This is a genomic window from Mesorhizobium sp. M0296, assembly GCF_040321675.1.
Lineage (GTDB): Bacteria > Pseudomonadota > Alphaproteobacteria > Rhizobiales > Rhizobiaceae > Mesorhizobium.
Window position 1 is genome coordinate 1 of sequence record NZ_JAMYRZ010000033.1, and the last position, 23,204, is coordinate 23,204.

At 60.1% G+C, this 23,204-nt stretch carries 24 protein-coding genes and 3 pseudogenes; 16 read left to right on the forward strand and 11 right to left on the reverse strand.

From position 1 onward, the window contains the following. Positions 1–575: sulfate/molybdate ABC transporter ATP-binding protein (locus tag NKI97_RS25915; protein WP_352837325.1), on the forward strand; the 575-nt coding region annotated here is incomplete at its 5' end. A gap of 11 nt (positions 576–586) precedes the next feature. Here NKI97_RS25915 and NKI97_RS25920 read toward each other — a convergent pair. Next, a pseudogene (locus NKI97_RS25920) lies at positions 587–839 on the reverse strand (GNAT family N-acetyltransferase); the annotation flags it as partial. Between the two features lie 360 nt (positions 840–1,199). Between NKI97_RS25920 and NKI97_RS25925 the strand changes: the two are divergent. Beyond that, positions 1,200–1,802 (forward strand): sulfotransferase family protein, encoded by a 603-nt coding sequence (locus tag NKI97_RS25925; protein WP_352837327.1) that lies wholly within the window; start codon positions 1,200–1,202, stop codon positions 1,800–1,802. Positions 1,803–1,928: 126 nt separating this feature from the next. Here NKI97_RS25925 and NKI97_RS25930 read toward each other — a convergent pair whose 3' ends face one another. The 4 genes and pseudogenes from NKI97_RS25930 to NKI97_RS25945 form a co-directional block, all read right to left on the reverse strand. Next, the gene (locus tag NKI97_RS25930) at positions 1,929–2,147 is read right to left on the reverse strand and encodes a hypothetical protein (protein ID WP_352837330.1); all 219 of its coding nucleotides are present in this window, start codon (positions 2,145–2,147) and stop codon (positions 1,929–1,931) included. After that, positions 2,141–2,578, reverse strand: a complete 438-nt coding sequence (locus NKI97_RS25935) for a recombinase family protein (protein WP_352837333.1) — start codon at positions 2,576–2,578, stop codon at positions 2,141–2,143. The genes NKI97_RS25930 and NKI97_RS25935 overlap by 7 nt, the downstream gene beginning before the upstream one ends. A 331-nt stretch (positions 2,579–2,909) precedes the next feature. Next, complete coding sequence (locus NKI97_RS25940; RefSeq protein WP_352837336.1) at positions 2,910–4,811, reverse strand: heavy metal translocating P-type ATPase; 1,902 nt, start codon at positions 4,809–4,811, stop codon at positions 2,910–2,912. A 135-nt stretch (positions 4,812–4,946) separates the two neighbouring features. Continuing rightward, positions 4,947–5,141: pseudogene (locus tag NKI97_RS25945) on the reverse strand (transposase); the annotation flags it as partial. A 269-nt stretch (positions 5,142–5,410) separates the two neighbouring features. Here NKI97_RS25945 and NKI97_RS25950 point away from each other — a divergent pair. Continuing rightward, positions 5,411–5,614, forward strand: a pseudogene (locus tag NKI97_RS25950) (IS110 family RNA-guided transposase); the annotation flags it as partial. Positions 5,615–5,696: 82 nt separating this feature from the next. On the opposite strand, the gene NKI97_RS25955 reads toward NKI97_RS25950, so the two are convergent. Further along, on the reverse strand, positions 5,697–7,061 hold the full coding sequence (locus NKI97_RS25955) for a hemolysin family protein (protein ID WP_352837339.1): 1,365 nt from the start codon (positions 7,059–7,061) through the stop codon (positions 5,697–5,699). A 44-nt stretch (positions 7,062–7,105) separates the two neighbouring features. On the opposite strand from NKI97_RS25955, the gene NKI97_RS25960 reads away from it, so the two are divergent. The 9 genes from NKI97_RS25960 (at position 7,106) to NKI97_RS26000 (ending at position 16,981) form a co-directional block, all read left to right on the forward strand. Beyond that, positions 7,106–7,402 carry a hypothetical protein gene (locus NKI97_RS25960; protein WP_352837342.1) on the forward strand — a complete coding sequence of 99 codons (297 nt, stop codon included), beginning with the start codon at positions 7,106–7,108 and terminating at the stop codon, positions 7,400–7,402. 77 nt (positions 7,403–7,479) lie between these two features. Then, complete coding sequence (locus NKI97_RS25965) at positions 7,480–8,154, forward strand: response regulator transcription factor (protein ID WP_352621860.1); 675 nt, start codon at positions 7,480–7,482, stop codon at positions 8,152–8,154. A 40-nt stretch (positions 8,155–8,194) separates the two neighbouring features. Then, positions 8,195–9,547 carry a sensor histidine kinase gene (locus NKI97_RS25970; RefSeq protein ID WP_352837345.1) on the forward strand — a complete coding sequence of 451 codons (1,353 nt, stop codon included), beginning with the start codon at positions 8,195–8,197 and terminating at the stop codon, positions 9,545–9,547. Beyond that, positions 9,544–10,647: an ABC transporter substrate-binding protein gene (locus tag NKI97_RS25975; protein WP_352837347.1), complete on the forward strand. Its 1,104-nt coding sequence runs from the start codon at positions 9,544–9,546 to the stop codon at positions 10,645–10,647. The genes NKI97_RS25970 and NKI97_RS25975 overlap by 4 nt, the downstream gene beginning before the upstream one ends. A 208-nt stretch (positions 10,648–10,855) precedes the next feature. Further along, positions 10,856–11,959: an ABC transporter substrate-binding protein gene (locus tag NKI97_RS25980; RefSeq protein ID WP_352837350.1), complete on the forward strand. Its 1,104-nt coding sequence runs from the start codon at positions 10,856–10,858 to the stop codon at positions 11,957–11,959. Between the two features lie 120 nt (positions 11,960–12,079). Continuing rightward, the gene (locus NKI97_RS25985) at positions 12,080–13,750 is read left to right on the forward strand and encodes an ABC transporter permease (protein WP_352837353.1); all 1,671 of its coding nucleotides are present in this window, start codon (positions 12,080–12,082) and stop codon (positions 13,748–13,750) included. Then, positions 13,743–14,807, forward strand: a complete 1,065-nt coding sequence (locus NKI97_RS25990; protein WP_352837356.1) for an ABC transporter ATP-binding protein — start codon at positions 13,743–13,745, stop codon at positions 14,805–14,807. Before NKI97_RS25985 ends, NKI97_RS25990 begins: the two co-directional genes overlap by 8 nt. Before the next feature lie 334 nt (positions 14,808–15,141). Further along, complete coding sequence (locus NKI97_RS25995; RefSeq protein WP_352837359.1) at positions 15,142–16,149, forward strand: AI-2E family transporter; 1,008 nt, start codon at positions 15,142–15,144, stop codon at positions 16,147–16,149. Positions 16,150–16,438: 289 nt separating this feature from the next. Continuing rightward, positions 16,439–16,981: a hypothetical protein gene (locus NKI97_RS26000; RefSeq protein ID WP_352837362.1), complete on the forward strand. Its 543-nt coding sequence runs from the start codon at positions 16,439–16,441 to the stop codon at positions 16,979–16,981. A gap of 37 nt (positions 16,982–17,018) precedes the next feature. Here NKI97_RS26000 and NKI97_RS26005 read toward each other — a convergent pair whose 3' ends face one another. Further along, complete coding sequence (locus NKI97_RS26005) at positions 17,019–17,195, reverse strand: hypothetical protein (RefSeq protein ID WP_352837365.1); 177 nt, start codon at positions 17,193–17,195, stop codon at positions 17,019–17,021. A gap of 202 nt (positions 17,196–17,397) precedes the next feature. After that, positions 17,398–17,538, reverse strand: coding sequence for a hypothetical protein (locus NKI97_RS26010; protein ID WP_352837368.1), 141 nt, complete (start codon positions 17,536–17,538; stop codon positions 17,398–17,400). Positions 17,539–17,938: 400 nt separating this feature from the next. Here NKI97_RS26010 and NKI97_RS26015 point away from each other — a divergent pair, with 400 nt between their 5' ends. Together NKI97_RS26015 and NKI97_RS26020 are read left to right on the forward strand one after the other, a co-directional pair. Beyond that, positions 17,939–18,583, forward strand: coding sequence for a DUF1007 family protein (locus NKI97_RS26015; RefSeq protein WP_502907119.1), 645 nt, complete (start codon positions 17,939–17,941; stop codon positions 18,581–18,583). Between the two features lie 21 nt (positions 18,584–18,604). After that, positions 18,605–19,318, forward strand: coding sequence for a HoxN/HupN/NixA family nickel/cobalt transporter (locus NKI97_RS26020; protein WP_352837463.1), 714 nt, complete (start codon positions 18,605–18,607; stop codon positions 19,316–19,318). Positions 19,319–19,482: 164 nt separating this feature from the next. Here the strand turns inward: NKI97_RS26020 and NKI97_RS26025 are convergent, their stop codons facing one another. The 3 genes from NKI97_RS26025 to NKI97_RS26035 are packed head-to-tail and all read right to left on the reverse strand — an operon-like array spanning position 19,483 to position 21,432. Beyond that, positions 19,483–20,271: a hypothetical protein gene (locus NKI97_RS26025; RefSeq protein WP_352837371.1), complete on the reverse strand. Its 789-nt coding sequence runs from the start codon at positions 20,269–20,271 to the stop codon at positions 19,483–19,485. A 12-nt stretch (positions 20,272–20,283) separates the two neighbouring features. Then, positions 20,284–21,000: a HupE/UreJ family protein gene (locus NKI97_RS26030; RefSeq protein WP_352837374.1), complete on the reverse strand. Its 717-nt coding sequence runs from the start codon at positions 20,998–21,000 to the stop codon at positions 20,284–20,286. A gap of 48 nt (positions 21,001–21,048) precedes the next feature. Next, the gene (locus NKI97_RS26035) at positions 21,049–21,432 is read right to left on the reverse strand and encodes a hypothetical protein (RefSeq protein ID WP_352837377.1); all 384 of its coding nucleotides are present in this window, start codon (positions 21,430–21,432) and stop codon (positions 21,049–21,051) included. Between the two features lie 103 nt (positions 21,433–21,535). On the opposite strand from NKI97_RS26035, the gene NKI97_RS26040 reads away from it, so the two are divergent. Both NKI97_RS26040 and NKI97_RS26045 read left to right on the forward strand, forming a co-directional pair. After that, entirely contained in the window at positions 21,536–21,817 is a 282-nt protein-coding gene (locus NKI97_RS26040; protein ID WP_352737581.1) for a metal-sensing transcriptional repressor, read from the forward strand. An 8-nt stretch (positions 21,818–21,825) separates the two neighbouring features. Beyond that, positions 21,826–23,163 carry a cation diffusion facilitator family transporter gene (locus NKI97_RS26045; RefSeq protein WP_352837380.1) on the forward strand — a complete coding sequence of 446 codons (1,338 nt, stop codon included), beginning with the start codon at positions 21,826–21,828 and terminating at the stop codon, positions 23,161–23,163. Positions 23,164–23,204: the final 41 nt, after the last annotated feature.

A 23,204-nucleotide genomic window follows, 5' to 3' on the forward strand; every position in this document is an offset into this window, starting at 1 on the left:
CCGTGCTTTTGCTCGACGAGCCGTTCGGCGCGCTCGATGCGCAGGTGCGCCGCGAACTGCGCCGCTGGCTGCGCGACATCCACGATACGACCGGCCACACCACGGTCTTCGTCACCCATGACCAGGAAGAGGCGCTGGAGCTTGCCGACCGCGTCGTGGTGATGAGCCAGGGCCGCATCGAGCAGGTCGGCACCGCCGACGAAATCTACGACACTCCGAACTCGCCCTTCGTCTACGGCTTCATCGGCGAATCGAGTTCGCTTCCGGTCAAGGTCGAGGACGGCCAGGTCTGGATCGTTGACCGCCCGATCGGGCTGTCCGCGCCGCAGGCGCCGCAAGGCGCAGCGACGCTGTTCTTTCGCCCGCACGACGTCGATCTGGTGGAAGAATGCAACGGCTGCATCGCCGGCACGGTCACCGCCAGCCGCCGCGTTGCCGATACCAGGCGGGTGGAACTCGAAATCGGCGGCGAGCGCCAGCGGGTCGAGATCGAGCTGCCCGTCGACCATCCGGCGGCGCAGAAAAGCCGGGTGGCATTCAGGCCGCGGCGCTGGAAGCTGTTTCCGGCTGCTTGATTACGAGGCGATTACCAACTTGTGCACAACAAGACGTTTCGGCCCGCTCTTTCAACGCGCCTTAGCGAGAGCACAAGGGTCATCGGATTTTTCGGGAAAGCCGCAAAGCCGTAGTGCTCGTAGAAGGCTTTCGCTTCGTCCGATATGGCATGAACAAGAAGGCCGCGAATCCCGAGGATCGTCGCGGCGTAACGCGGTGCGCAGAACGGCGTCTTGCAACAGCGCGGCGCCTAACCCCTTGCCTTGCCAGCTTGTGTCCACGCTGCTCGAATGTCGCGCGGTCGACGTCGAGCAGCCTGATGGAGCAGGTCTGCACGGCCTTGCCGTTCAAGATGGCTTTGGTCACCGCGATCACGTTCCCGGCGGAAACTCGCCGTCGGTTGTCTCCCATCCCTGAAAGGCATCCACGTCATCGACCGGAGCAAGCGCTGCATCAGCGGATAGTGGTGTCGATGCACGCGTCTTTCGCCACAGCGGCGCCAGGAGCCACCATTCCCGGCGCTTCTCCAATACTGACCTTCGCGCGCTACGGCTTGAGGCGATTCGGAGCTGACCTTCAAAGATAATAGCGAATTAAAGAAAACAGCGGTATTTTGACCGATTGAAATCTCCTTGGGGGTGCTCATGGCTCTAGATGTCATTGGTGCAGGCCTGGGTCGCACTGGCACATATTCGCTGAAGCTCGCGTTGGAGCATCTTGGGTTCGGGCCGTGTCATCACATGGCAGATGTCCACGCCAATCCCGAGCAGAAGACGCTGTGGCGCGCCGCTGGTCAGGGACAACTCCCGAGTTGGGATGCGGCTTATGCCGGCTATCTTTCCGCGGTCGATTGGCCAACGGCGCATTTTTGGCGCGAAGTGAGTGACCACTACCCTCATGCAAAGGTTATCCTGACAGTTCGTGACCCGGAAGCCTGGTATGACAGCATGGCGCAAACAATAGGGCTCACGATGGATGCTGCTACCAATGATCCACAGTCCTTTGGTGTGGCGGTGGTTGGAAACACTGTCTTTGGCGGTCGATTTGATAACCGTGATCACGCCATCGCTGTCTATGAAGCACATAACGCTTCCGTGAAATCAACGCTGCCGCCTGAACGCCTTCTCACGTATCAAGTCTCCGAAGGGTGGGAGCCGCTTTGTGCCTTTCTCGATGTACAGTTGCCTTCCGAACCGTTTCCACGCACCAATTCGACTGCCGAATTTCGTGCTCGCATAGGGCGCTGAACGGCGGTTTTCCACCCCGGCCGGACCTTCCCGAGCCTCATCAGGCAATCTGATGTCTGAACGCACCAACCGACCACGTGCGCCAGTAGCAGTCATCCGATCGGACGAATCGAATGACCGCTTTGGCTAGTTCGGTTCGAATTCTTTTGCTCCAGGATGTGTTCCGCCGAACCAACCACGTAGGCAGCTGGTACAATAGCAATAACTGCAGGCCGGGGGTACGCGTCCGAGGAGGGCCGGTGCGTACGTCGCTGCGTTCGTCTGAGCGCCGATACGTCTCACAGTGGCCCTATGAACTCGGAAGATGCGAGCAATCTCAGCCGCGGGTGGACCATCATTCAGCATGCCGATGATTTCGGAGCGCTGATCGGACGTGAGTTTTGGGCGATGACCACCTTTTCGCCCGCGCTCCTGGCCACTTGAAGCCCCGCCATGGTGCGTTCCCGTACGATGGCTCGCTCGAATTCGGCGAAGGAACCGAGCATCAGCATCATCATGCGGCCTGCCGTCGTGGTCGTGCCGATTGCCTCGGTCAGTGGGCAGAACCCGGCGCCGGCGGCCTCGATCTTCTCAAGGATAAGGAGCAGGTCTTTGAGTGACCGCATCAGTCGGTCTGGTTTCCGGACAACCACGATGTCGCCTTCATCGAGCTCGCCAAGAAGCCGATGGAGCTCGGGTCGATCCCAGCGTCCTCCAGATGCTCGCTCCTCCGCGAGCCGCTTGCAGCCGGCGGCTTTGGCACCGCAGACAGGCCTACGCGCTTCTCTGGAAGCCATACTTGGCCTACTCTGTCAGGGGATCAGATGGGTCGCTCGTCACGAAAACGACGACCAAAGGATCGAAGAAATCGCTGGGTCGTCAGGCGCAGCGCGATATTTGGAGGTAACGATGAATTTCACGGACAGGCGCCTCTGGTACGGTGTGGCAGCCGTGATCGTGGTGCTGTTTGTGATCGGGTATGCGGCTGGGTGGTTTGGGGGCACACCGCCACCAGCGCCACAGCAGTAAGCGTACTCTGGTTGCGGTTGCCCGGTTTCGTGGACGATGCGAATTGGACGCGTTTGTCGTCCAAAGAACTGCAAGCGCCTTAGGCTCCAAAGAGATGCGCTAAACATCTTGGATTCGAACGCGCAGCAGTTTTGCCGAATTCAGGAACACCAGGACATCTGGCCCCAAGTGCAAAATCGCTGCCTGGATAGGACCGATCCAGCCCATCAGCGCTGCGGTAATGCCCAAAACGTGCACAACACCGACACCGACAAAAATCTTTTCCTGAATTGTCCGGTAAGCACGTCGAGCAATTGCGCGCGCGCTGACAATTTTTGCCAGATCATCCTTCATCAATGCAATGTCGGCGGCTTCCAGTGCCGCCTGCGTGCCGCCGCCGCCCATCGCAATGCCGACATCGGCGCGTGCCAGCGCCGGCGCGTCGTTGATCCCGTCGCCGACCATCGCCACGCGATGGCCCTGCTTTTGCAGTTCGGCGATGGCGGCGACCTTGTCCTGCGGCATCAGATTGGCACGCACTTCATCCACGCCGAGTTCCTTGGCGATGGTCCGCGCTGTGGCCTCATTGTCACCCGTCACCATCACCATGCGCTTGACCCCGGTCGCACGGAGCTTTGCCAGCGCTTCGCGCGCACCTGGTCGCAATGTGTCGGCAATCAGAATCACGCCCGCGAATTTCCCATCGACCGCGACGTGAACCGGCGTCTGTCCGCCCTTTTCGATCGCATCGGAAAGCGGCACGCCGGCCTCGCGCAGCAACGATGCATTCCCGACCAGCACGGTGCGTCCGGAGACCGTCGCCTTCACACCGCGCGCCTGCAACTGCTCGTACTGCTCCGGTTCCGGGACATCGATTTTCATCCGGGCGGCATAGTTGACGACCGCTTTCGCCAAGGGGTGAGCGGAGCGCCGATCGGCGGCGGCGGCAAGGCTGAGCAGATCAGCTTCCGAAAGCGTGCCGTCCTGCATCTCCACGCCGACAACCTCGGGCTTGTTCGCCGTCAGGGTGCCTGTCTTGTCGAACACCAGGACGTCGACCTTGGCCAAAGACTCCAGATAGACGCCCCCCTTGACCAGAATTCCACTGCGTGCGGCTCGCGCAATGGCTGCGATAATCACCAGAGGAGTCGCCAATCCGAGTTCGGCAGGCGATGTGAAAATCAGCAGAGTGACGATCATCCGAACGTCGCGGGTATAAAGATAAACCGCAACGAGGAAGATCAGCACGACCGGAATCAGCCATGACGCGACCTTATCCGCCAGTTTCTGGACGGGTGCCTGTTCCGCTTCGGCATTCTCGACCAGACTGATGATGCGGGCAAAGGTGGTGTCGGCACCAACCTTCTCGGTCTCGATGTCGAGGGCGCCGGATTCGACGATGGTTCCGGCAAAGACATCGGCGCCATCGCTCTTGTCCTTGGGAATGCTCTCTCCAGTGATCGATGCTTCGTTGACCGAAGCCGCTCCACCGACGACGGTGCCATCGACCGGGATCTTCTCGCCGGCCCGCACCAAGACAACGTCGCCCGCGCGCAAATTCTCGATCGTGACCATGCGTTCGCCACCTGCGTCCCGCACAAGCGCAACTTGGGGCACCGAGCCGATCAGGTCTTTGATTGAGGCTCGCGCACGATCCATATTCAAATCGGCAATGAACTCTGCGATCAGAATGATCACCATGAGGACCGCGCCGGCGACGGTCTCGCCTCCGATCAACGCTACCACCGTAGCGATGGTGACGAATATCTCGGTACGGATCTTGCGCTCTTTTACGAGGTCAACGGCGCCGGTCTTGACAAGCGGATACAAACCGATGGCAACCGCCCCCCACAAAGCTTGAATGGGAATCAGCTGTTGCCAGTACAGAAAGGCCATCAGGCCGGTAAATATAATGCGAGCGACTTCGGTCCAACGTTCGCGTGTCATCAACACTCGCCAACCCGATGGAACAGCCTTAGGCGCCGGCTCAACGCTTTCGGTGGCTGCTGTCTCGGATTTCATGATTGGCTCGCTATCTGGATTGCGGTCTTGGCTTGAAGCGTGAGCGCATCAGGATCGTGTCCCAGGGAGTGGTGTAGTTGACGGCTTGGTCGCCGCAGCTTCCGGCATGGGCCGGGAATGATCAGCGCGCCACAGCAGGCTGATGAGCGGATCATCGCTCATTTGGCTGATGGTTTCCAGCGTAATGTATCTCGCCCGCTGCACGGCCCATTCATCGTTCTGCTCGAGCAGGATCGCGCCGACCAGACGGACGATGGCGTCATCATTTGGGAAGATGCCGATGACCTCGGTGCGCCGCTTGAGCTCGCCGTTGAGGCGCTCGATCGGGTTGGCAACCGGTATGATCATGACGGTGCCATCTGATCCCCCGCTGGAGATGCGAGATTTTCAGCCTATGTGTGACCATCCGGGACAGCGGCGCCGGGAGCACGCCAAGTGCGGGCAGGCCGATTGTATTCGATAAGCTGCAAGCTCGCGTTAGTAGCTGGCCGCCCCTGCGACCTGCCCGGTTGCGCCGAGAGCGCGGATCCGTAGGTGTCGCGTCGCCCGCCGGCTCCCGATTGTTCAAGGAGAGAGGGGGCCAATGACGTGTAATTGGAATGGACATCCACCGCACCTTTGCGGAAGTGGTTTTCTGCGAAGATGGCCGGCTGCGCCATCACGGACGGGTCGACATGACCCGCTCCGGACTGGAGGGATTTGGCCGCAGCTTGAACAGGACGGACGAGGTCGTTGTCGAGGCGACCGGCAACGCCATGGGGGTGGTGCGGGTGCTTTCGCCTTTCGTCGACCGGGTGATGGTGCATCACTGTCAGTCACGTTGGATACAGTTGGTTCGCGGGCACTGGCGACCTCGACGAGGCCCATGGCCGCCTATTCATTGGCCTATGTTCTGAGCCCATCTACCTCCGATGTTTCTTGCCGCCCCGTGGGAGAGTTCCTTCGTGCGAGCAGTTTGTCGATCCGCCGGCCATCCATGTCCACGATCTTGAAGTGCCAGCCGCCATACTCAAAATGTTCCCCGACCTCAGGCAGATGCCCTAGTCGAAACAGCGCAAATCCTGCGATCGTATGGAAGTCGCCTTCAGTTGGCCGTGCTCGAAAACCAAGGCGATCGAACGCGTCCTGGGCCGACATCATACCATCCACGAGAAGGGAGCCGTCTTCACGCTCGACGATATCCGGCTCTTCGCCTTCGATGTTGGGCAGGTCGCCGGCGATGGCTTCGAGCAAATCGGTCTGGGTAACAATTCCTTCCAGACTTCCGTACTCGTCGAGGACCATTGCTATGCGGACGGGCGCCTTCCTGAACTGCTCCAGCACTTTGAAAATCGGCGTTGATTCATGAACGACGAGCGGCTCACGGATGATCGCCATCGGATCGAGAACCTGCCCGTCAAGAACCTGGTCGAGCATGTCCTTCTTCAGAACCATGCCGAGCAGTTCATCGATACCGCCCTTGCCGACAAGGAGCTGCTCATGGCGGCAATCGCGGATCGTACGAAGAATCTCGGTTCGGTCATCATTCACGTCGATCCAGTCGATATCCGGCCGAGGCGTCATGATGTCACTGATGCGGCGCTCGCCGATATTGAAGACCCGCTCGACCATCTCCCGCTGCGCCTGCTGCAACAGCCCGCCTTCCTGACTGGCCGAGATCAGAAGCTTCAGCTCGTCTGGCGAGTGCAATGAATCCTCACCGGTTCCCGGGCGCAGGCCGCAGAGTCGCAGAACGAGGTTGCCGAGACCATTCAGCATTAGAATCGCCGGCCTGAGCAGAAAGAGGAACAGACCGAGCGGACGCACGACCCAGAGCGCAGTGTCTTCGCTGCGCTGGAGCGCCAGACTCTTTGGTGCGAGCTCGCCAAGCACGATGTGAAGCGCGGTGATGATGATGAAAGCGATCGCGACGGCGACAGTGTGTGAGCCCGCAGTCGCCAACGACCCCAGCAGCCCGATCAAGAGAGGCTCGACGAGATGCGCGAGAGCAGGTTCGCCGATCCAGCCGAGCGCAAGCGATGAAATGGTGATGCCGAGCTGGGTCGCCGCCAGATTGGCATCGAGATTGTCGACGGCCCGCTGGAGCGCTGCCGCGTTCAGCCGCCCAGCCGCAGCGAGTTCGGCAACTCGGCTTCGGCGCACGGCGACCAGGGAAAACTCGGCGGCGACAAAGAAGCCGTTTGCGGCCACGAGTAGGAGAACCGACAAGATTCCAAGAATGTCGCTCAAACTGCCATCGCCTGTCGGCATGAAATCCTCTTAATGACGCAATTGGATACGTCTCTGAAGCGCAAATGATGGCATTGCGCAATCGCTATCAGCATCACGATCGCCAGAAACATAATCCCCTGATGGCGATGGTGGTGCATCTACTAGCGACTGATCACGGTGCGGTCGAATACGTTGAATGCGGCAAAATGCGTGGTCTAGCCGTGGCTTGCAGCGCGGGTCATGTACCGACGCGCCCCGTTCTTGGCGTGGATGCGCAGATCAACATGAAGGCAGACGCCATCACGCAGCCCGTCGATAAAGCTCAAATGATTGGACAGCTTGAACTGCTGACGGTAACAGGGCTGAAGCCAAACGCGTGATCTGCAGATGATGTCAAGCGCCTCTCCGCAAAGAGGTGACGCTTGATAGGGGGCTGCTTCCGTGCAAATGCTCCGGCATGCGAATTCTCCTCGTCGAAGACACGCGCGACGTTGGCGAGGCTATCAGCCGCCGCTTCGAAACGATCGGCCACGCAGTCGATTGGGAGACGGACGGCCGTGCTGCCGCAGAAATCCTCGGTTTCACCTGCTACGATCTCGTCATCCTCGACGTCATGCTGCCCAGCCTCGACGGGTTCGAAATCGTTCGACGGCTCCGGCAGGCAAGGAATACGACCCCGGTTCTGATGTTGACGGCCCGTTCCGAGATAGAGGACCGCGTTGGCGCGCTTGATCTCGGCGCCGACGACTATCTGGTCAAACCGTTCGATTTCCGGGAATTGGAAGCGCGCGCCCGTGTTCTGCTCCGGCGGAAAAGCGGCGAGGCGACCAACATCGTACAGTGTGGCGATGTCGTGCTCGACCGCGGCAGCCGCTCAGTGCGAGTAGGCAGGCGCGAGGTGCAATTGAAACGACGCGAGATGACGTTGCTTGAGATACTGGCGTCGCGGCCAGGCCGCGTCTTCAGCAAAGATGAACTTATCGATCAGCTTTTCGGGTTTGACGAGCCGGCCAATCAGAACGCGATCGAACTTTATGTCGGGCGGCTGCGCAAGAAGCTGGAAGGCGCCAAGGCGCAGATCGTTACCGTGCGGGGCGTGGGATATCAGCTGGCTTCCGATGATACCGGCTGAGCCTTCCCTTTTCACGCGCCTGGCGGTCCGCATCTCGCTGGTGCTGGGCCTGGGTGCGGCTCTTCTGGTGAGTGCGGCGTCGTATTACGCACGTACCGCCGCCGATGACGCCTATGACCGGCTTCTGCTTGGTGCGGCCATCCAGATGGCAGACAGCCTTACGGTTGAATCCGGTTCGCTCATCATCAACCTGCCGGTATCAGCTTTTGAACTTCTGGGCCTCGCCAGCCGCGATCGCATCTTCTATCGCGTGATCGGCCCTTCCGGCGCGACGCTGACAGGTTATGCCGATCTGCAAACAGAAGTTGATCTGGCCGCAATACACGATGTCCCGGTATTGGAATCGGCGCATTATCGCGGCGAACCGGTTCGGATTGCGGTGGTGGCGCGCGCACTGTCCGATCCAGCCGTATCCGGTTGGGCGCATGTCATCGTTGGGCAGACCACGGAAGCCCGCCGCGCGCTCGCGGGTGAATTGACTCTCAGGGCGACCGTCCTCCTGGCGGTCATGAGCATATTGGCATTGGCTGGAGCGATGATTGCTATTCGCTATTCTCTGCAACCGGTCAAGCATCTCGGAGCGACGCTCCGCCGTCGCGATCCACAAGACCTGACGCCGGTAACGGTCGTCGTACCGAGAGAATTGCGGCCCTTCGTTACTTCCATCAATTATTTCATGAGTCGGCTCGACGAGCGCGTGAAACTCCTGCAGCGCTTCATCGCCGACGCGGCGCACCAGATCAGAACGCCGCTGACAGCGCTAACGGCGCAGCTCGATCTGTTGAGTCAAGCCAAGCTGGACAAGTCGAGCCGCCAGCATCTCGATCGCGTACAGCAGCGCGCCAGCGAACTTGCGCGCCTGACCAACCAGTTGCTCAGCCACGCCATGGTCATCCATCGTGCCGATTCCGTGCAGCTTCAGCCGCACGGTCTGGCAGATGTCGCACGGCGCGCTTTCCGTGCGGCGGTTCCGATAACTATCGATCCGGACATTATCGTCTCCTTCGAGGCGCCTGACGACGAGCCGGTCGTGCTTGCGGACGCCGTCAGCCTTCGCGAAGCGATCGTCAATATCATCGACAATGCCTTGCGTCATGGAGTGGTGTCGCGCCTTGAGGTCAGAGTACGCAGCGACGGTACGCGTGCCCATCTCGAGGTCGAAGATGACGGACCGGGCATTCCGCCGGGCGAGTGGGAGCGGGTCACGCAGCGCTTCGAAACGTCCAAATCTCATGACGGCAGCGCAGGTCTTGGTTTCGCCATCGCGTCGGAGGTTGCGGCGGCTCACGGTGGCGCGCTGACCTTTCGCGAGACAAGCAAGGATGGCGGGAAGGGCACGCAAGGGTTCACCGTCACCTTGACGTTGCCCATCGCCACGGAGAAGACCGGATGATAACGGGAACATTGCCGACATTCGGTTTGATGGCTGCCGTCCTCCTATGCATCGGTCACGCGGCAAGAGCTGCTGAAGGAAGCAGCGCATTTTTCCCTTCGTCTCAGCCGGAGAAGGACCGACTGTCGATCCACGCCGCGACCGATCTGGCGGCTATGGAACCACTGATCCGGGATTTTCAGTCCGTTTTCCCCAACGTGGCAGTCGAGTATGTTGAATATGTCACCAACGACTTGCAAAGGAGTGCCAGTGAAGCCTGTCGGACGGACGCGGTGCTGGGCGACATCTTGTTGTCTCCGTCGGTCGACCAACTCGTGAAGCTCGCCAATGACGGCTGCGCGGCGCCGCACGTGTCGGCCGAAACCGCGCATGTCGCCAATTGGGCAAACTGGCGCGACGAGGTATTCGGCTTTACCTACGAACCGGCCGTCTTCGTCTATAACGCCCGCCTCGTGCCGTCCGGCGACGTACCGCGCACCCACATCGAACTCGCCGATCTTCTCAGGCGGCGGATCGATTTTTATCGCGGACGGGTCGGAACGTTCGACATCCGACTTTCGGGCATCGGCTACCTATTGGCGTTCAGTGATGCGCGGCAGACGACGGCGGTCTACGGTCGGCTTCTGGAAAGCATGAGCCGAGCGGAAACTGTGGTGCGTTGTTGCACCGAGGAGACCCTTCAGGACGTTGCAAACGGGAGCCTATATATAGGCTACAATATGATCGGGTCATACGCCTACGCGGCGGCCAGGGGCAATTCCGACTTGAGGGTCGTTGTCCCGCGGGACTATGCGCTGATACTCAGTCGTGGCGCGCTCATTCCGAAGACGGCGCCGAATATGGACGTTGCCAAACGATTTCTCGACTACCTTCTGTCAGCCCGGGGACAGAAGGTTGCCAGGGATAGCGCCTTCTTTTTTGCCGAGAACGGGCAATTGCCTGAGGGAGCGGACGGCCCGGAAAAACTTGGGGAGTCTGGTATCGCGCGCGCCATACGCATCGGCCCTGCGTTACTTGCCGTACAGGACGAGGCGTTGCGCCGCCGCTTCATCGAGGATTGGAGCAAGTCCATGATCGATGCGCAGGGCCAGCGACCGTAACGCGTAGGATGCCGTCCCAAGATTTCAAAAATTCGGCAATACGTCGATGTGGTCGATCCGGCTGTCGTCGACAATCTGATCACGACCCATCGGGCCTAGTCGGCTGAGCAAACCTCGACATCGCCGTGACAGGTTGGTGACAGGTCAGGATGATACTCGCCTTTGTGCCTGGAGGAGTACGATTTAGGCGAACTTGGAGGAGACCCTAATGAAAAATCGTCTTGCGACGATGATGGCCGCGTTTTCGCTGTCAGCCGCTTTCGCGACGCTTGCCGCCGCTGCCGAGATCCCCGCCGGGTATCCGGACAACTACAAGGATCTGGTGGCCGCCGCCACCGCGGAAGGACACCTAGGCATCTATTCGACGACCGATGCGGCGCTGGTCCAGCCCTTGCTCAAGGACTTCGAAGCAGCATTTCCCGGCATCGCCGTCGAATATTCCGACCTCAATTCCACCGAACTCTACAATCGCGTCATTGCCGAAACCGCTTCGGGCCAAGGCACGGCAGATGTCGCATGGTCTTCGGCTCCGGATCTGCAGATCAAACTTGCCTCAGACGGCTATGCGCAGGAATACAAATCCGTGGAGGCGGCCCACCTTCCGGCCTGGGCGTCCTACAAGGACATGGTCTATGGTACCACCGCCGACCCGGTGACTTTCGTCTACAACAAGCGTCTCGTGCCTGAAGGCGATGTTCCCGCAACCCACGCCGATCTTCTCAAGCTGATGACCGGGAAGACCGCAGAATATGATGGCAAGATCGCGTCCTACGATCCGGAAAAATCCGGTGTCGGCTTCTATTTCTACAACCAGGACGCCAAGAACTGGACCGATTCCTGGGCGCTTAACAAGGCTTTTGGCAAGGCCCATATCAAGCTCTACAGCTCCGCCGGCTCGATGATCGAGAAGGTCACGTCTGGCGAACATTCCATCGCCTATGGCATCTTCGGCTCATATGGCCTCGCCAAGCAGGCCAAGGACGAGAACCTCGGTGTGATAATCCCGAAGGACTATGTCCTGGTGACCACCCGCGCCACCGTCATTCCGGCGGAAGCCCAGGATCCCAATGCTGCGAAGCTATTCGTAGACTATCTGCTGTCGGCGCGCGCACAGAAGCTGATCGCCGACGACATCAAGCTCTATGCCGTTCGTGATGACGTTGAAGGGGCAACCACGCTGGCGTCCATAAAGGCCGCCGCCGCTGAAAACGTTCACCCGATCGCGCTCGACGACGAGCTGCTCGAAGGTCTCGACGAGACGACACGGCTGGCGTTCCTCAACGAGTGGCAGAAAGCCATGAAGGGCGAGTAATCGCTTGATCGGGAGTGCCTCCACAGTCGGCTCTCTCACCCTTCTTGCTATTGAGAATCATCGGAACGGCGCGCTTGCGCTCTTGCTAGCGGACGGCCCCCGGCTTTGTTCGAGGCGATCATGCCCTTCCGTGTCTTTCGTGTCAGCACCAACCTCCTCGCCATCCTGGTGGTGCTGGCACCGGTCACCCTGATCATTTATCAGAGTTTTCTGTCCGCGCCTTTCTTCCAGAAAACCGCGCATCTGTCGCTGAACGCCTACAGCTTCATCCTCGCGGACGCGGATTTCTGGCTAGCGCTGACGACTTCGCTCAAGCTCGCGGTGGGCATGACGGTGATCGCAGTTCCGGTGGGAATCCTGCTGGCGTTCATCATCGTGCGCACCGACGTGCCGGGCAAGCGCTGGCTGGAGCCGATCATCCTGATCCCGGTTTTCATGTCGGCGGTGGTGCTGGCCTTCGGCTATGTGATGACACTGGGACCAGTCGGCTTCGTCTCGCTGGCGGTCAAGTCGATGATCGGCTACGTGCCCTGGAATGTCTATTCGGTGACATCGATCGCGATCATTGCCGGGCTCACCCATGTCCCACATGTCTATCTCTATGCATCGGCGGCGCTCCGCAACGTTGGCGCCGACCTCGAAGAGGCGGCACGCACCGCCGGCGCTGGCCCTTGGCGCGTCGCCGCCAGTGTGTCGCTGCCCATGGTGATGCCGGTGGTGCTCTATGCGGCGGTTCTGGTGTTCTTCCTCGGTTTCGAACTTTTCGGCCTGCCGCTGGTGCTTGGCGATCCGGAAGGCGTGCTGGTTCTCGCCACCTATCTCTACAAGCTCACCAACAAGCTCGGTGTTCCTTCCTACCAGTTGATGGCCGTAGTGGTGGTGGCGATCATCATGATCGCGCTGCCGCTGGTGGTGCTGCAGCGCTACATGCTGCGCAACGCCAGCCGCTATGTGTCCGTCAAAGGCAAGGGCAGTCGGCACAACCCCATCCGGCTGGGCGCTCTTCGCTGGCCGGCCTTCGCGCTTGTGGTGGCCTGGTTCGCGGCCACCGTGATCATACCGGTGGGCGGCGTCGCAATTCGTTCACTGGTGACAAGCTGGGGCGTCGGGGTGAATATCTTCCAGGTGCTGACGTTGGATCACTATCGCGATCTCGCTGACTATCCGAATGTCGTCAGCGCCATTGTCAACACGGTCGGCGTCGCGGTGGTCGGCGGCGCGGCTTCGATCGCGGCCTATACTGCCGTGGCACTCGCCGGTCATCGCTCGAGCGCACCCCTGACCAAAGTCGTCGACTACGTGGCCATGATACCGCGGGCGATGCCGGGCATTGTGGCTGGCCTCGCCATGCTGTGGATATTTCTGTTCTTCCAGCCGATCGCACCCCTGCGCGCCACGATGATCTCGGTATGGCTCGCCTATACCATTGTCTGGTTCGCCTATGGCATGCGGCTGATTTCCGGGACGCTCCTGCAGATCGGCAAGGAGCTCGAGGAAGCCGGCCGGTCAGTTGGTGCCAGCGAGGGCCAGGTTGCCAGGGACATCACCCTGCCGCTCATCCGCGGCGGCATGTTCTCGGCCTGGCTGTTGATCTTCCTGATCTTCGCCCGTGAATATTCGACGGGCGTCTATCTGCTCGGACCGGGAACCGAAGTGATCGGCTCGCTCATGGTTTCCCTTTGGGGCACCGGCGCGATCGATCTGGTCTCGGCTCTCGCCGTCATCAACACCGTCATCATCGTGACCGGTCTTGCCCTCGCGATGCGCTTTGGAGTCCGCCTCAATGACTGACATCATCATAGACGGCCTGCGCCTCAGTTACGGCAACCTTGAAATCCTGAAAGGTGTGTCCTTCTCGGTCGAACCGGGTCAGATCGTCGCCTTGCTCGGCGCGTCCGGGTCCGGCAAGACGACGCTCTTGCGAGCGGTCGCCGGTCTGGAGACACCCAACAGCGGCAAGATACTGCTCGGTGACAAGCCGCTTTTCGATGCCGGGCAGAACATCAATCTGGCGCCGGAAACGCGCGGTCTCGGGCTGGTATTCCAGTCCTATGCGCTGTGGCCGCATCGGACGGTGTCAGAGAATGTGGGTTATCCCCTGAAGCTGCGCAAAGTGTCCCAGGCAGATGTTGCGAGCCGCGTCCAGAAGGCTTTGGACAGCATCGGCCTCGGCAAACTGGGCGAGCGCTATCCGCATCAGCTCTCCGGCGGACAGCAGCAGCGCGTGGCGTTGGCCCGTGCGCTGGTCTACGAGCCGAAGGTGATTCTGCTCGATGAGCCGCTCTCAAATCTGGACGCCAAGCTACGCGAAGAAGCGCGGATCTGGCTGCGCCGCCTCATCACCAATCTCGGGCTATCGGCGCTGTGCGTCACCCATGATCAGGTGGAAGCGATGGCGCTCGCCGACCGCATCCTGCTGCTCAACGGCGGCCAGATCGAACAGGACGGAACACCCAAGCAAATCTACAACAAGCCGAAGAGCCTGTTTGCAGCAGAGTTCATGGGTGCCAGCAATCGCCTTGACAGCGTGGTCACCGCCATCAACGGCAACCGTGCGGAAATTGTCGCCAACGGCATCCATCTTGTGGGCAGTGCCCAGCAGGAGCTGACCGTCGGCGCCAAAGTCACCGCACTCGTCCGGCTTGAGCGGGTGACGTGGTCCGGGGAGGACGGCCCTGGACGTATCGCCATGACCTGCGTCGAGAGCCTTTTCCTTGGCGATCGGCATGAAGTCATTTTCGAAAGCAATGACCTGACCATCCGGACCTATTCCCGGGACGCCCTTCCGTCCGGCCAATACTATGTCGAGTTCCCCTTCGAGGATCTGATGGTCTTCGCGGCGGAATGAACTTCGGCGTTCACCACGAAGAGGATCATTCTTGCCAACGGCATAAACATCCTCGAGCGGCTGACCTGCCACGGGCAATTTCCTCCATCTGAGAGTAGAGTCCGGCCTCGATTGAAGGGCGGACTGATGAAGAGAATGCGGTTTACGGAAGAGCTGATCATCGCGGTCCTGCGTGAGCATGAGGCGGGGCAAAAACGGGCGACCTGGCGCGCAAGCATGGGATCTGCGAGGCGGTTAGCCTTACACACGTGTTGAACGCGTGTTCGCTTGCGCATCACCGGGTATCAAAGCTAATGAAACCCGGAGAGGACTTGGCTGCTTCTGCAGGTGAAAAGTGCTGACTTTCTCTTGGTTCTATCTCGCGTCGTGCCTGCTTGCGCTTATAGCGCTCGTCGCCGTTCTCGAACTCGGACTGCTTCCGGCACTGCTTTCGGGCCTTCTCGTGTTCAACATCGTTCATTTCGCCGCACCGATGCTCCATCGAATCGGCGTCTCCAACAGCCTGACGAAAAGCCTTGCGCTGACCTTGGTGGCATTGATCTTCACTCTCCTGGTAGCCGCCGCTATCTTTAGCGGCATGTCGCAATTGACTGGCGGTTCGGAGAACGTCGTGACGCTCCTCAAGAAGATGGCCGAGATCATCGATACCGCGCGCGTCCATCTCCCATCCTGGGCGATGGCCTATTTTCCGTCGAACATCGAGGAACTGGAAGTCTTCGCGGCCCGGTGGCTCCGCGAACATGCCGGCCAGCTTCAACTTGTTGGGCGGGATGTTGGCGTCCTGGTGGTCCACATTGTCGTCGGCATGGTGATCGGCGGCTTGATCGCGGTGAGCTCGGCGGCGCCATCGCGCGAGCCCGGCCCACTGGCGGTCGCGCTGGCGGATCGTGTCAACATTCTGAGCAAGGCCTTTCGCAACATCGTGTTCTCGCAAATCCGGATTTCGGCGTTGAATACGTTTCTGACGGCGGTCTATCTCGTCGCTGTTCTGCCGTCCTTCGGCATCGATCTGCCATTCATCAGGACAATGATAGCGCTGACTTTCGTCGCCGGCCTTCTGCCGGTCATCGGCAATCTGATCTCCAACACGGTGATCGTGGTTGTCAGCCTCAGCATCTCCTTCCTTGCAGCGCTCGGCTCGCTTGCTTTTCTCATCATCATTCACAAGCTCGAATACTTCGTAAACGCCAAGATCATCGGTTCGCGGATCAATGCGCGTGCCTGGGAGCTTCTTCTGGCGATGGTTTTCATGGAAGCCTGGTTCGGTATGCCGGGTCTTGTCGCCGCGCCGATCTATTATGCCTATCTGAAGGCTGAACTGACGATGCGCGGGCTAATCTAGCGTTAGGGCAGGTGGCGATTTGACGACGCAAGCAAGGTTGCTGGGAAAACCGCGCAAATTTGGCCACTCGCTGAACAGCACCATCTGGTTAGTGAACCCTCAAGAGTTTCGTGACCGATTTGAAGGCCCCCGTTTAATAGCACGCCCACAGCAAAGACATTAGAAGGCGCGCTAAAACATAAATTGTCCGGAGACATGTAATCTGCTAGTGTTTGATCACCGACAAACGGCTCTGGAAATCCGTGCGTCCGACATCATGCACAAGATCAACTCAAACCGGAGAACGGCCATGAAACGGCTTCTGACGGTCGCTGCCCTTTTGGCGGCGGGCAGTTTGGTTACGATGCAAGGCGCAGCCGCCGACGACGCTGCGATGATCAAGAGCGCTGAATCCGCTGCACCCCCTGCCGTGGCAAGCGGCGCTGCGGTCTACGCCGCGGATGAAAAGGGCGCCATGCGCACCCTGCGCGAGGGCAAGAACGGCTTCTGGTGCATGCCGGACAACCCGGCCACGCCCGGCCCGGACCCAATGTGCGGCGATGCCAACTCGATGGAATGGGCGATGGCATGGATGGAAAAGAAGGAACCGCCCAAAGGCAAGGTGGGTTTCATGTACATGCTGTCTGGCGGTACCGATGGCAGCAACACCGATCCCTATGCGACGAAGCCCGAGGAAGGCAACAATTGGATAGAGACCGGTCCGCATGTGATGATCGTCAACGCCATGGATATGATGGCGGGCTATCCGGCCGACCCCAAGCCTGACACATCCAAGCCCTATGTGATGTGGCGGGGCACGCCCTACGCACATCTCATGATCCCGGTTAAGTAGCTGAAATGGAGTCACGCGGGCGCCAACGCTTGCTTGACTAACGTGCCAGAGGGTCCATTTTTTGACCCTGCGGATTGCTCTGGCCTGCGGTGTGCTGATGTCGAAGCCCCTCTTTATCCCGGCGCTCGCTGCTATATGCCTGAGATCGCCGCTGGTGCGAGCCGATAATGTCGATCTGGCGTTGGAAGCTTTTCACGGTATTTGTCTTGCCCATGGACCTGACTTCGAACGAACCGTCCTGCGGCCAGGAGACGCGGATGGACTCCGTTGTCCGGCGACGCAGCACTTGCCTCCGTCGGTGACGTAGGCGCCTTCCAGGGCTGGGAGGCGACCGGTGACGACCTCCCGGCCAAAACCATGATCGCGGTGACAAAAGCCACTTGAATGGCAAGTCCGTGCAAACTTGCTCCATAAAGCTATTCGATGTCGACCGCGCGGCATTCGAGGAGCGTTTCTTCGCCCGGACGGATGCCGAAACAATCGGCGAGGACAGAAACGGAACGCAAGTTTCCAAACTCTACATATTGACAGCCGGCAATCGCAAGCAGCTTGTCCATTTGACGTTCCGGAGGTCCCGGATTACGTCGAATACCATCATTGCAAGCTCGATCGCAGACGACTAGGGCGGATCAGCTGGTGTTATCTGCACGGGACGCGGGGCTTTTTGCGTTTGCAAGGAACTCGCGATAGGAAGGCTCTGAATCGATCAGGAGCAGGAAATTGAGCGATCGGCAAAAGATCATCTGGATGATAGTGCTGGCAATCCTTGCTGGTATCGCGGTGATCATGCTCAAACATTGGCTGAAGGGCGACCTTGGGTAGCTGCCTCCTTAGATGAAGCAACACAGTCCTGATCGATCAAGGTTGGTATGGGCTTTGGCCCGTCCCATTTCGGCCTGCTTGCAATGGCAGGTGTCCTGCCTGATGCGGAATCGACGAGCGAAATGTGAGCGAAAAATGCAACTGACACGCATGGTATCCGGCGCGGCGCTGTTGCTCGCTTCCACCGCGGCAGCGAACGCCCATCCGCATGTCTTTGCCGAAGCGAAGCTGGACCTGACCGTCGGTCCAGACAGGACGGTCAAGTCGCTTCGGCATCTCTGGCGTTTCGACGACCTCTTTTCCAGCACTGTGCTGATGGAATTCGACAAGAATTCCGACCTTGTCCTTGATGCGAAGGAGCTCGATGAAGTCGCTCTCACCGTCCATGCGTCGTTGGCTGAGTACAACTACTTTCAGATGGTGACCTTGAACGGCAAGGACGTGACGATGGCGCCACCGCCGAAGTTCAGCGTCAGCTATGAAAACGATCAACTCGTCGTCCAGTTCGAAACGCAGCCGAAGGACCCGTTGGCCCTTGCTGGAAAAGTCAGTATCGGTGTCTACGATCCGACCTTCTACACGGCAATCGATTTTACCGACGACGACAAGCTTGCGGTGGCCGGTCTGCCGCAAGGCTGCTCACGTTCCGTCGTCCGTCCAGATCCGGACACGGCCATCGCGCAGAACCAGAAAAGCCTGACAGACGCGTTCTTTAGTGATCCAACGGGGACCGATCTCGGCAAGATTTTCGCGACGCGTCTCGAATTGACGTGCGGCTGACCCGGAGCCGGTTCGATGGCCATGTTCCAGACGCTGGTCGAGTTCCAACGCACGATCTACTTGGCACTGGCCGAGCAGATCAAACTGCTTGCGGCCGGCGGCGGTTGGCTGGCGTTCACGGCCTTTCTGCCCATGGGCATTCTGTTCGGTGCGGCGCATGCGCTGACGCCGGGCCATAGCAAGGCCGTCCTGGCCACCTATCTGGCAGGATCGGACGCCAGCGTCCGGCGTGGGCTTCTGGTGTCGCTGACACTCTCCTTCACGCATGTAACGATTGCCGTGCTGATCGCGGCGCTCTCGTTGCCGTTGGTATCGATTGCCCTGGGCAGTGTTGGCCGCGCCCCGCTGCTGGAAGACGTCAGTCGGGGCCTGCTTGGCCTGATCGGCATCTGGATGCTCTGGCGCGCATTGAGCCACGGCCATCACCACAAGCATGAGGGCGAGGCCGTCGGCGTCATGGCCGGCCTGATCCCATGCCCGCTGACGCTTTTTGTGATGACCTTTGCGATATCCAGGGGCGTTCCGGTCGCCGGCATTCTTTTCGCAATCACCATGATGGCCGGCGTGGCGCTGACGCTGTCTTGCGTTGCGGTGCTGTCGATCGTGTTTCGTGAACGTCTGGTGCATTTTTTCGATAGCCGGCCACGCCTGTTCGATGCCACTTCCCGAGCCATTGAGGGCGCTGCCGGCTTGGCGCTTGCCGGCGTAGCCGTTTGGCAGATCACGTCGGGCTGAAATGCCGTGAACCCGATCGAGCGGTGGATCAAGACCCGTTTACCTGGAGGTCAGCCGTGTCTTCGTCGCGGCGCAAAGCTTCGACGCGCATCTGCGCTCGTCGGTGGAACAGACGGATAGGTGACGCCCGACGCTCGAAGTGGCGCCGGGCGACCCTGTATGCACTAGATCATACGCTTGATGTCGATGTAGTCGCCTTCAGTCTGGATCGTCAGGGTCACGTCGCTGCCACCGCGGTTGCGCCAGAACCAACCGTGATTTCCATCGAAGGCGGCTTCGATGGCACCTTCGTCAGCTGGAACGCTGCGACCCTTTTCGTAACTTACGGACTGACCGCCGCCATCGCCGTGCGTCTCGAAGTTCACCACGCCACCGTCAGCTGTCCAGGAAAAGTTTGCCTTGGCACCCTGCCGCATCACGAGCTTGACTTCGGCACCCTGGCCTGGCGCCAACGTGAAGGATAGCTCGTCTTGCCTTCCATCTGGCTGGATCGGGGCTTCCGAGGTTGCTTCGGTGGCAGGCGCTGTAGCAATGGCCGGAGCCTCGGCAGGAGCGATCTCTCCAGCTGTCACATTGTCTTGGGATACGGCCTCCCCAGTTGGCGACGGCTGCAAAGCAGGCCGTTCGGCGGTCAGGGCGACGAGGAGGTTTTCAATTCGGTCCATGCGCGCCATCAACTCGGCTGGAGGGACCATTTGCGTCATCCGCTCGGCCGAAGCCTTCGCGCTGGCCATTTCGTCCGCTGCCGCCTCTGCCGCCAGTTGCGTCTTGATTTCGCCCATTCTGGTGAGACCGAGCAATCTGCCTGCTCCAGTCGGATCGATCGCATACTCGGACGGCATGACGACCGTGACGAGCAGGGCAAGCGCCGTCAGCGCCGCAATGAAGGTGGAGCGCTTGAGCTGCGCTGACGTCGGCAAATCGGCGCGGCTGGGAAGGTCGGTGTTGTACATGATTTCGGTTCCTTATGCGGCGACGAACAGGCCGGTGAGCTGATACCCGATCAGCAGGAAACCAGCCGTCATCATGATGACGTTTGCGGTATAGGCGTGGCGCCAGAAGCTTCGTGTCCGGCGCCAGTAGCCCATCACGATCAGGATGGCGCCAAGAGCCAAGAGCTGCCCGAACTCGACACCGACATTGAAGGCCAAAAGGTTGGGCACCAGGCCGTCCGACGAGATGTTGTATTCGATGATCTTCGTCGACAGGCCGAAACCGTGGAAGAAGCCGAAGACCAGCGTCGCGACCTTGGTGTTCGGCTGGAAGCCGAGCCATCTCTGGAAAGCGCCCATATTGTCGAGCGCCTTGTAGACCACGGACAGGCCGATGATCGCGTCGATGATGTAGCTGTTGATGCCGACGTCGAAGTAGACGCCGAGCAGCATGGTCGTGGAGTGGCCGAGCGCGAACAGGCTGACATAGATGCCGATATGCTTCATCCGATAGAGGAAGAAGATCACGCCGAACAGGAACAGGATGTGGTCGTATCCCGTCACCATGTGCTTGGCGCCGAGATAGATGAAGGGCAGCACGTTGATGCCCGAGATTTCCTGGATGTAGCCCTTGTCGCCGGCGGCGACGGCATGGGCAAAGGCTGCCCCGGCGAGCAGCGGCAGGGTCAGCAGAGCGATAAGCAGGGGCAGGGCGGGTCGCCAGTGGCCTCGGTCGAAGGGTTCTTGCATAAAATTTCCAATCTTCGTCGTTGAGGGTGGCCGCGCGAGCGGCCGCGATCATGCCGCGAGGAATGGTCTCGGCGGTCGCTCGAGCCGGAATGTCGTGCCCGGATCGACGGAAGTCGGCGGGTAATTCAGCCAGCCGCGCTCGACCTGTGGAACGGTCGGTGCGAAGTCGGCTGGCGTGCTCGCCGTCTCGTGCGAGTGGTCGGCCGCATTGTGCCCGTGAAAATAGTCAGAGCTCTGCTCGCCGGAAACGCCATCATCGTGTGCGTGGCCATGATCTTCGATCTGTGCGCCGGCTCCGCCGTGACGTTCAACCGCAGTGGCAAGCGCGATCGGATCGTGTGAGGTCGAATAGCCGAAAGGACGGAGCACGCCGAACATCATCGCTAAAGCGATGACCAGGCAAAAAACAGTGCTGTGGATCCGATTCGGCATGAACGGCGATTATTCTCTAAATCCTAACGAAAGGTTTTTGCTACATTAGAATCGAGGCCGCTTTGAGACTTGCATATCCCCTCCAGCAGGATAGTATCAAGGTATGAGCGAGCAACCTCACGTCCACGAAACCCATCCCGATATCGTCAAGCGCCTGAAGCGGGCTGGCGGACATCTCAAGGGCGTCATCGAAATGATCGAGGCGGGCCGGTCCTGCCTCGACCTCGCCCAGCAGCTTCATGCTGTCGAGAAGGCCATTTCGCAAGCCAAGAAGACCCTGATCCAGGATCATCTCAACCACTGTCTTGAAGACGTCGTCGGGCCGCTGGCGCGCGAGCAGCGCCGCTCGATCGACGAGTTCAAGGATATCACCAAGTACCTGTGAGAAGCACCATGATGGCCAAAGTTCGCGACTGGTTCGGGTTCGGCCCGATGACGGAAGGCATGGGCGGCCACGGACATGATCACGGTGATGCCGGCCATGGCCACACGCACGGTGTCATCGATCCGACGATCGCCACGACGACCCGCGGCATCTGGGCGATCAAATGGTCATTCGTCGTTCTGGCCATTACGGCAGCGCTTCAGCTCGTGGTCGTGTTCCTCTCCAGCAGCGTGGCGCTGCTGGCCGACACGATCCACAATGTCGGCGACGCGGTCACCGCCGTCCCGCTGTGGATCGCCTTCATGCTGGTCCGCCGCAAACCGAGCAAGACGTTCACCTACGGCCTGGGCCGCGTCGAGGATCTGGCCGGGATCGTCATCGTTCTCATCATTCTTTTCAGCGCCATCGTCGCTGGCTACGAGGCGATCGACCGCCTGATCAATCCGCGGCCCATCGCATTTCTTGGCTGGGTCGCCATCGCCGGCCTCATAGGCTTCATCGGCAATGAAGCGGTCGCCGTATTTCGTATCCGCGTCGGCCGCGAGATCAACAGCGCGGCGCTGATCGCGGACGGCTACCATGCACGCACCGATGGCTTTACCAGCCTGGCGGTTGTCCTGGGCGCTATCGGCGTCTGGCTGGGCTTTCCGCTTGCCGATCCGATCGTCGGGCTGCTGATCACCGTGGCGATCTTCGCCATCGTCTGGCAGTCGTCGAAAGCCGTGTTGACCCGCATGCTCGATGGTGTCGAGCCCGGCATCATCGATGAAATCCATCATGCCGCCGAACACGTGTCCGGCATCGGGCGCGTTGAAAGCGTGCAGGCGCGCTGGATCGGACATCGTCTGCATGCCGATGTCGCCGTCAGTGTACCGGAGACGGCGACGGCCAAGGACGTACTGGGCGTAACCGAAGCCCTCAAGCAGGAGCTGTTCGCCCACTTGCCGGCGTTGGCGGAAGCCAATGTCCGCCTGGTGAGCCCGGCCGGGCCGGCCGTCACTGGCGCAGAAACATTTCATGCTCACCATCATGCGCCGGCGCCCTTCAAGGTCGCCTGCGATCTGGCTGAAGGAACATTGGAAATCGTCGATACACCGGCTGGCGAGCGGATGCGGCTGACCATCGATCGCCACGCCGACGATCTGACGGCGATTGTGATCATCGACCGGGCCGGCGAGCCGGAGACGCTTCGCCTCGAGCCCGCCGCTGACAACCATCATCGGCTTGAGAGCACCGTCGCCCCTGCCGAGCCGCATGAGTTCCAGGCGAGGTTGATCCTGGCCGCGAAGGGTCGCGAGCAGGTGCTGCCATTCAAGATGGTCGAGCCGGAAGGTCACCATCACTGAGACAGGCAGGCCGTTCGCGCCAGTTCTCGACGAACCGTCAT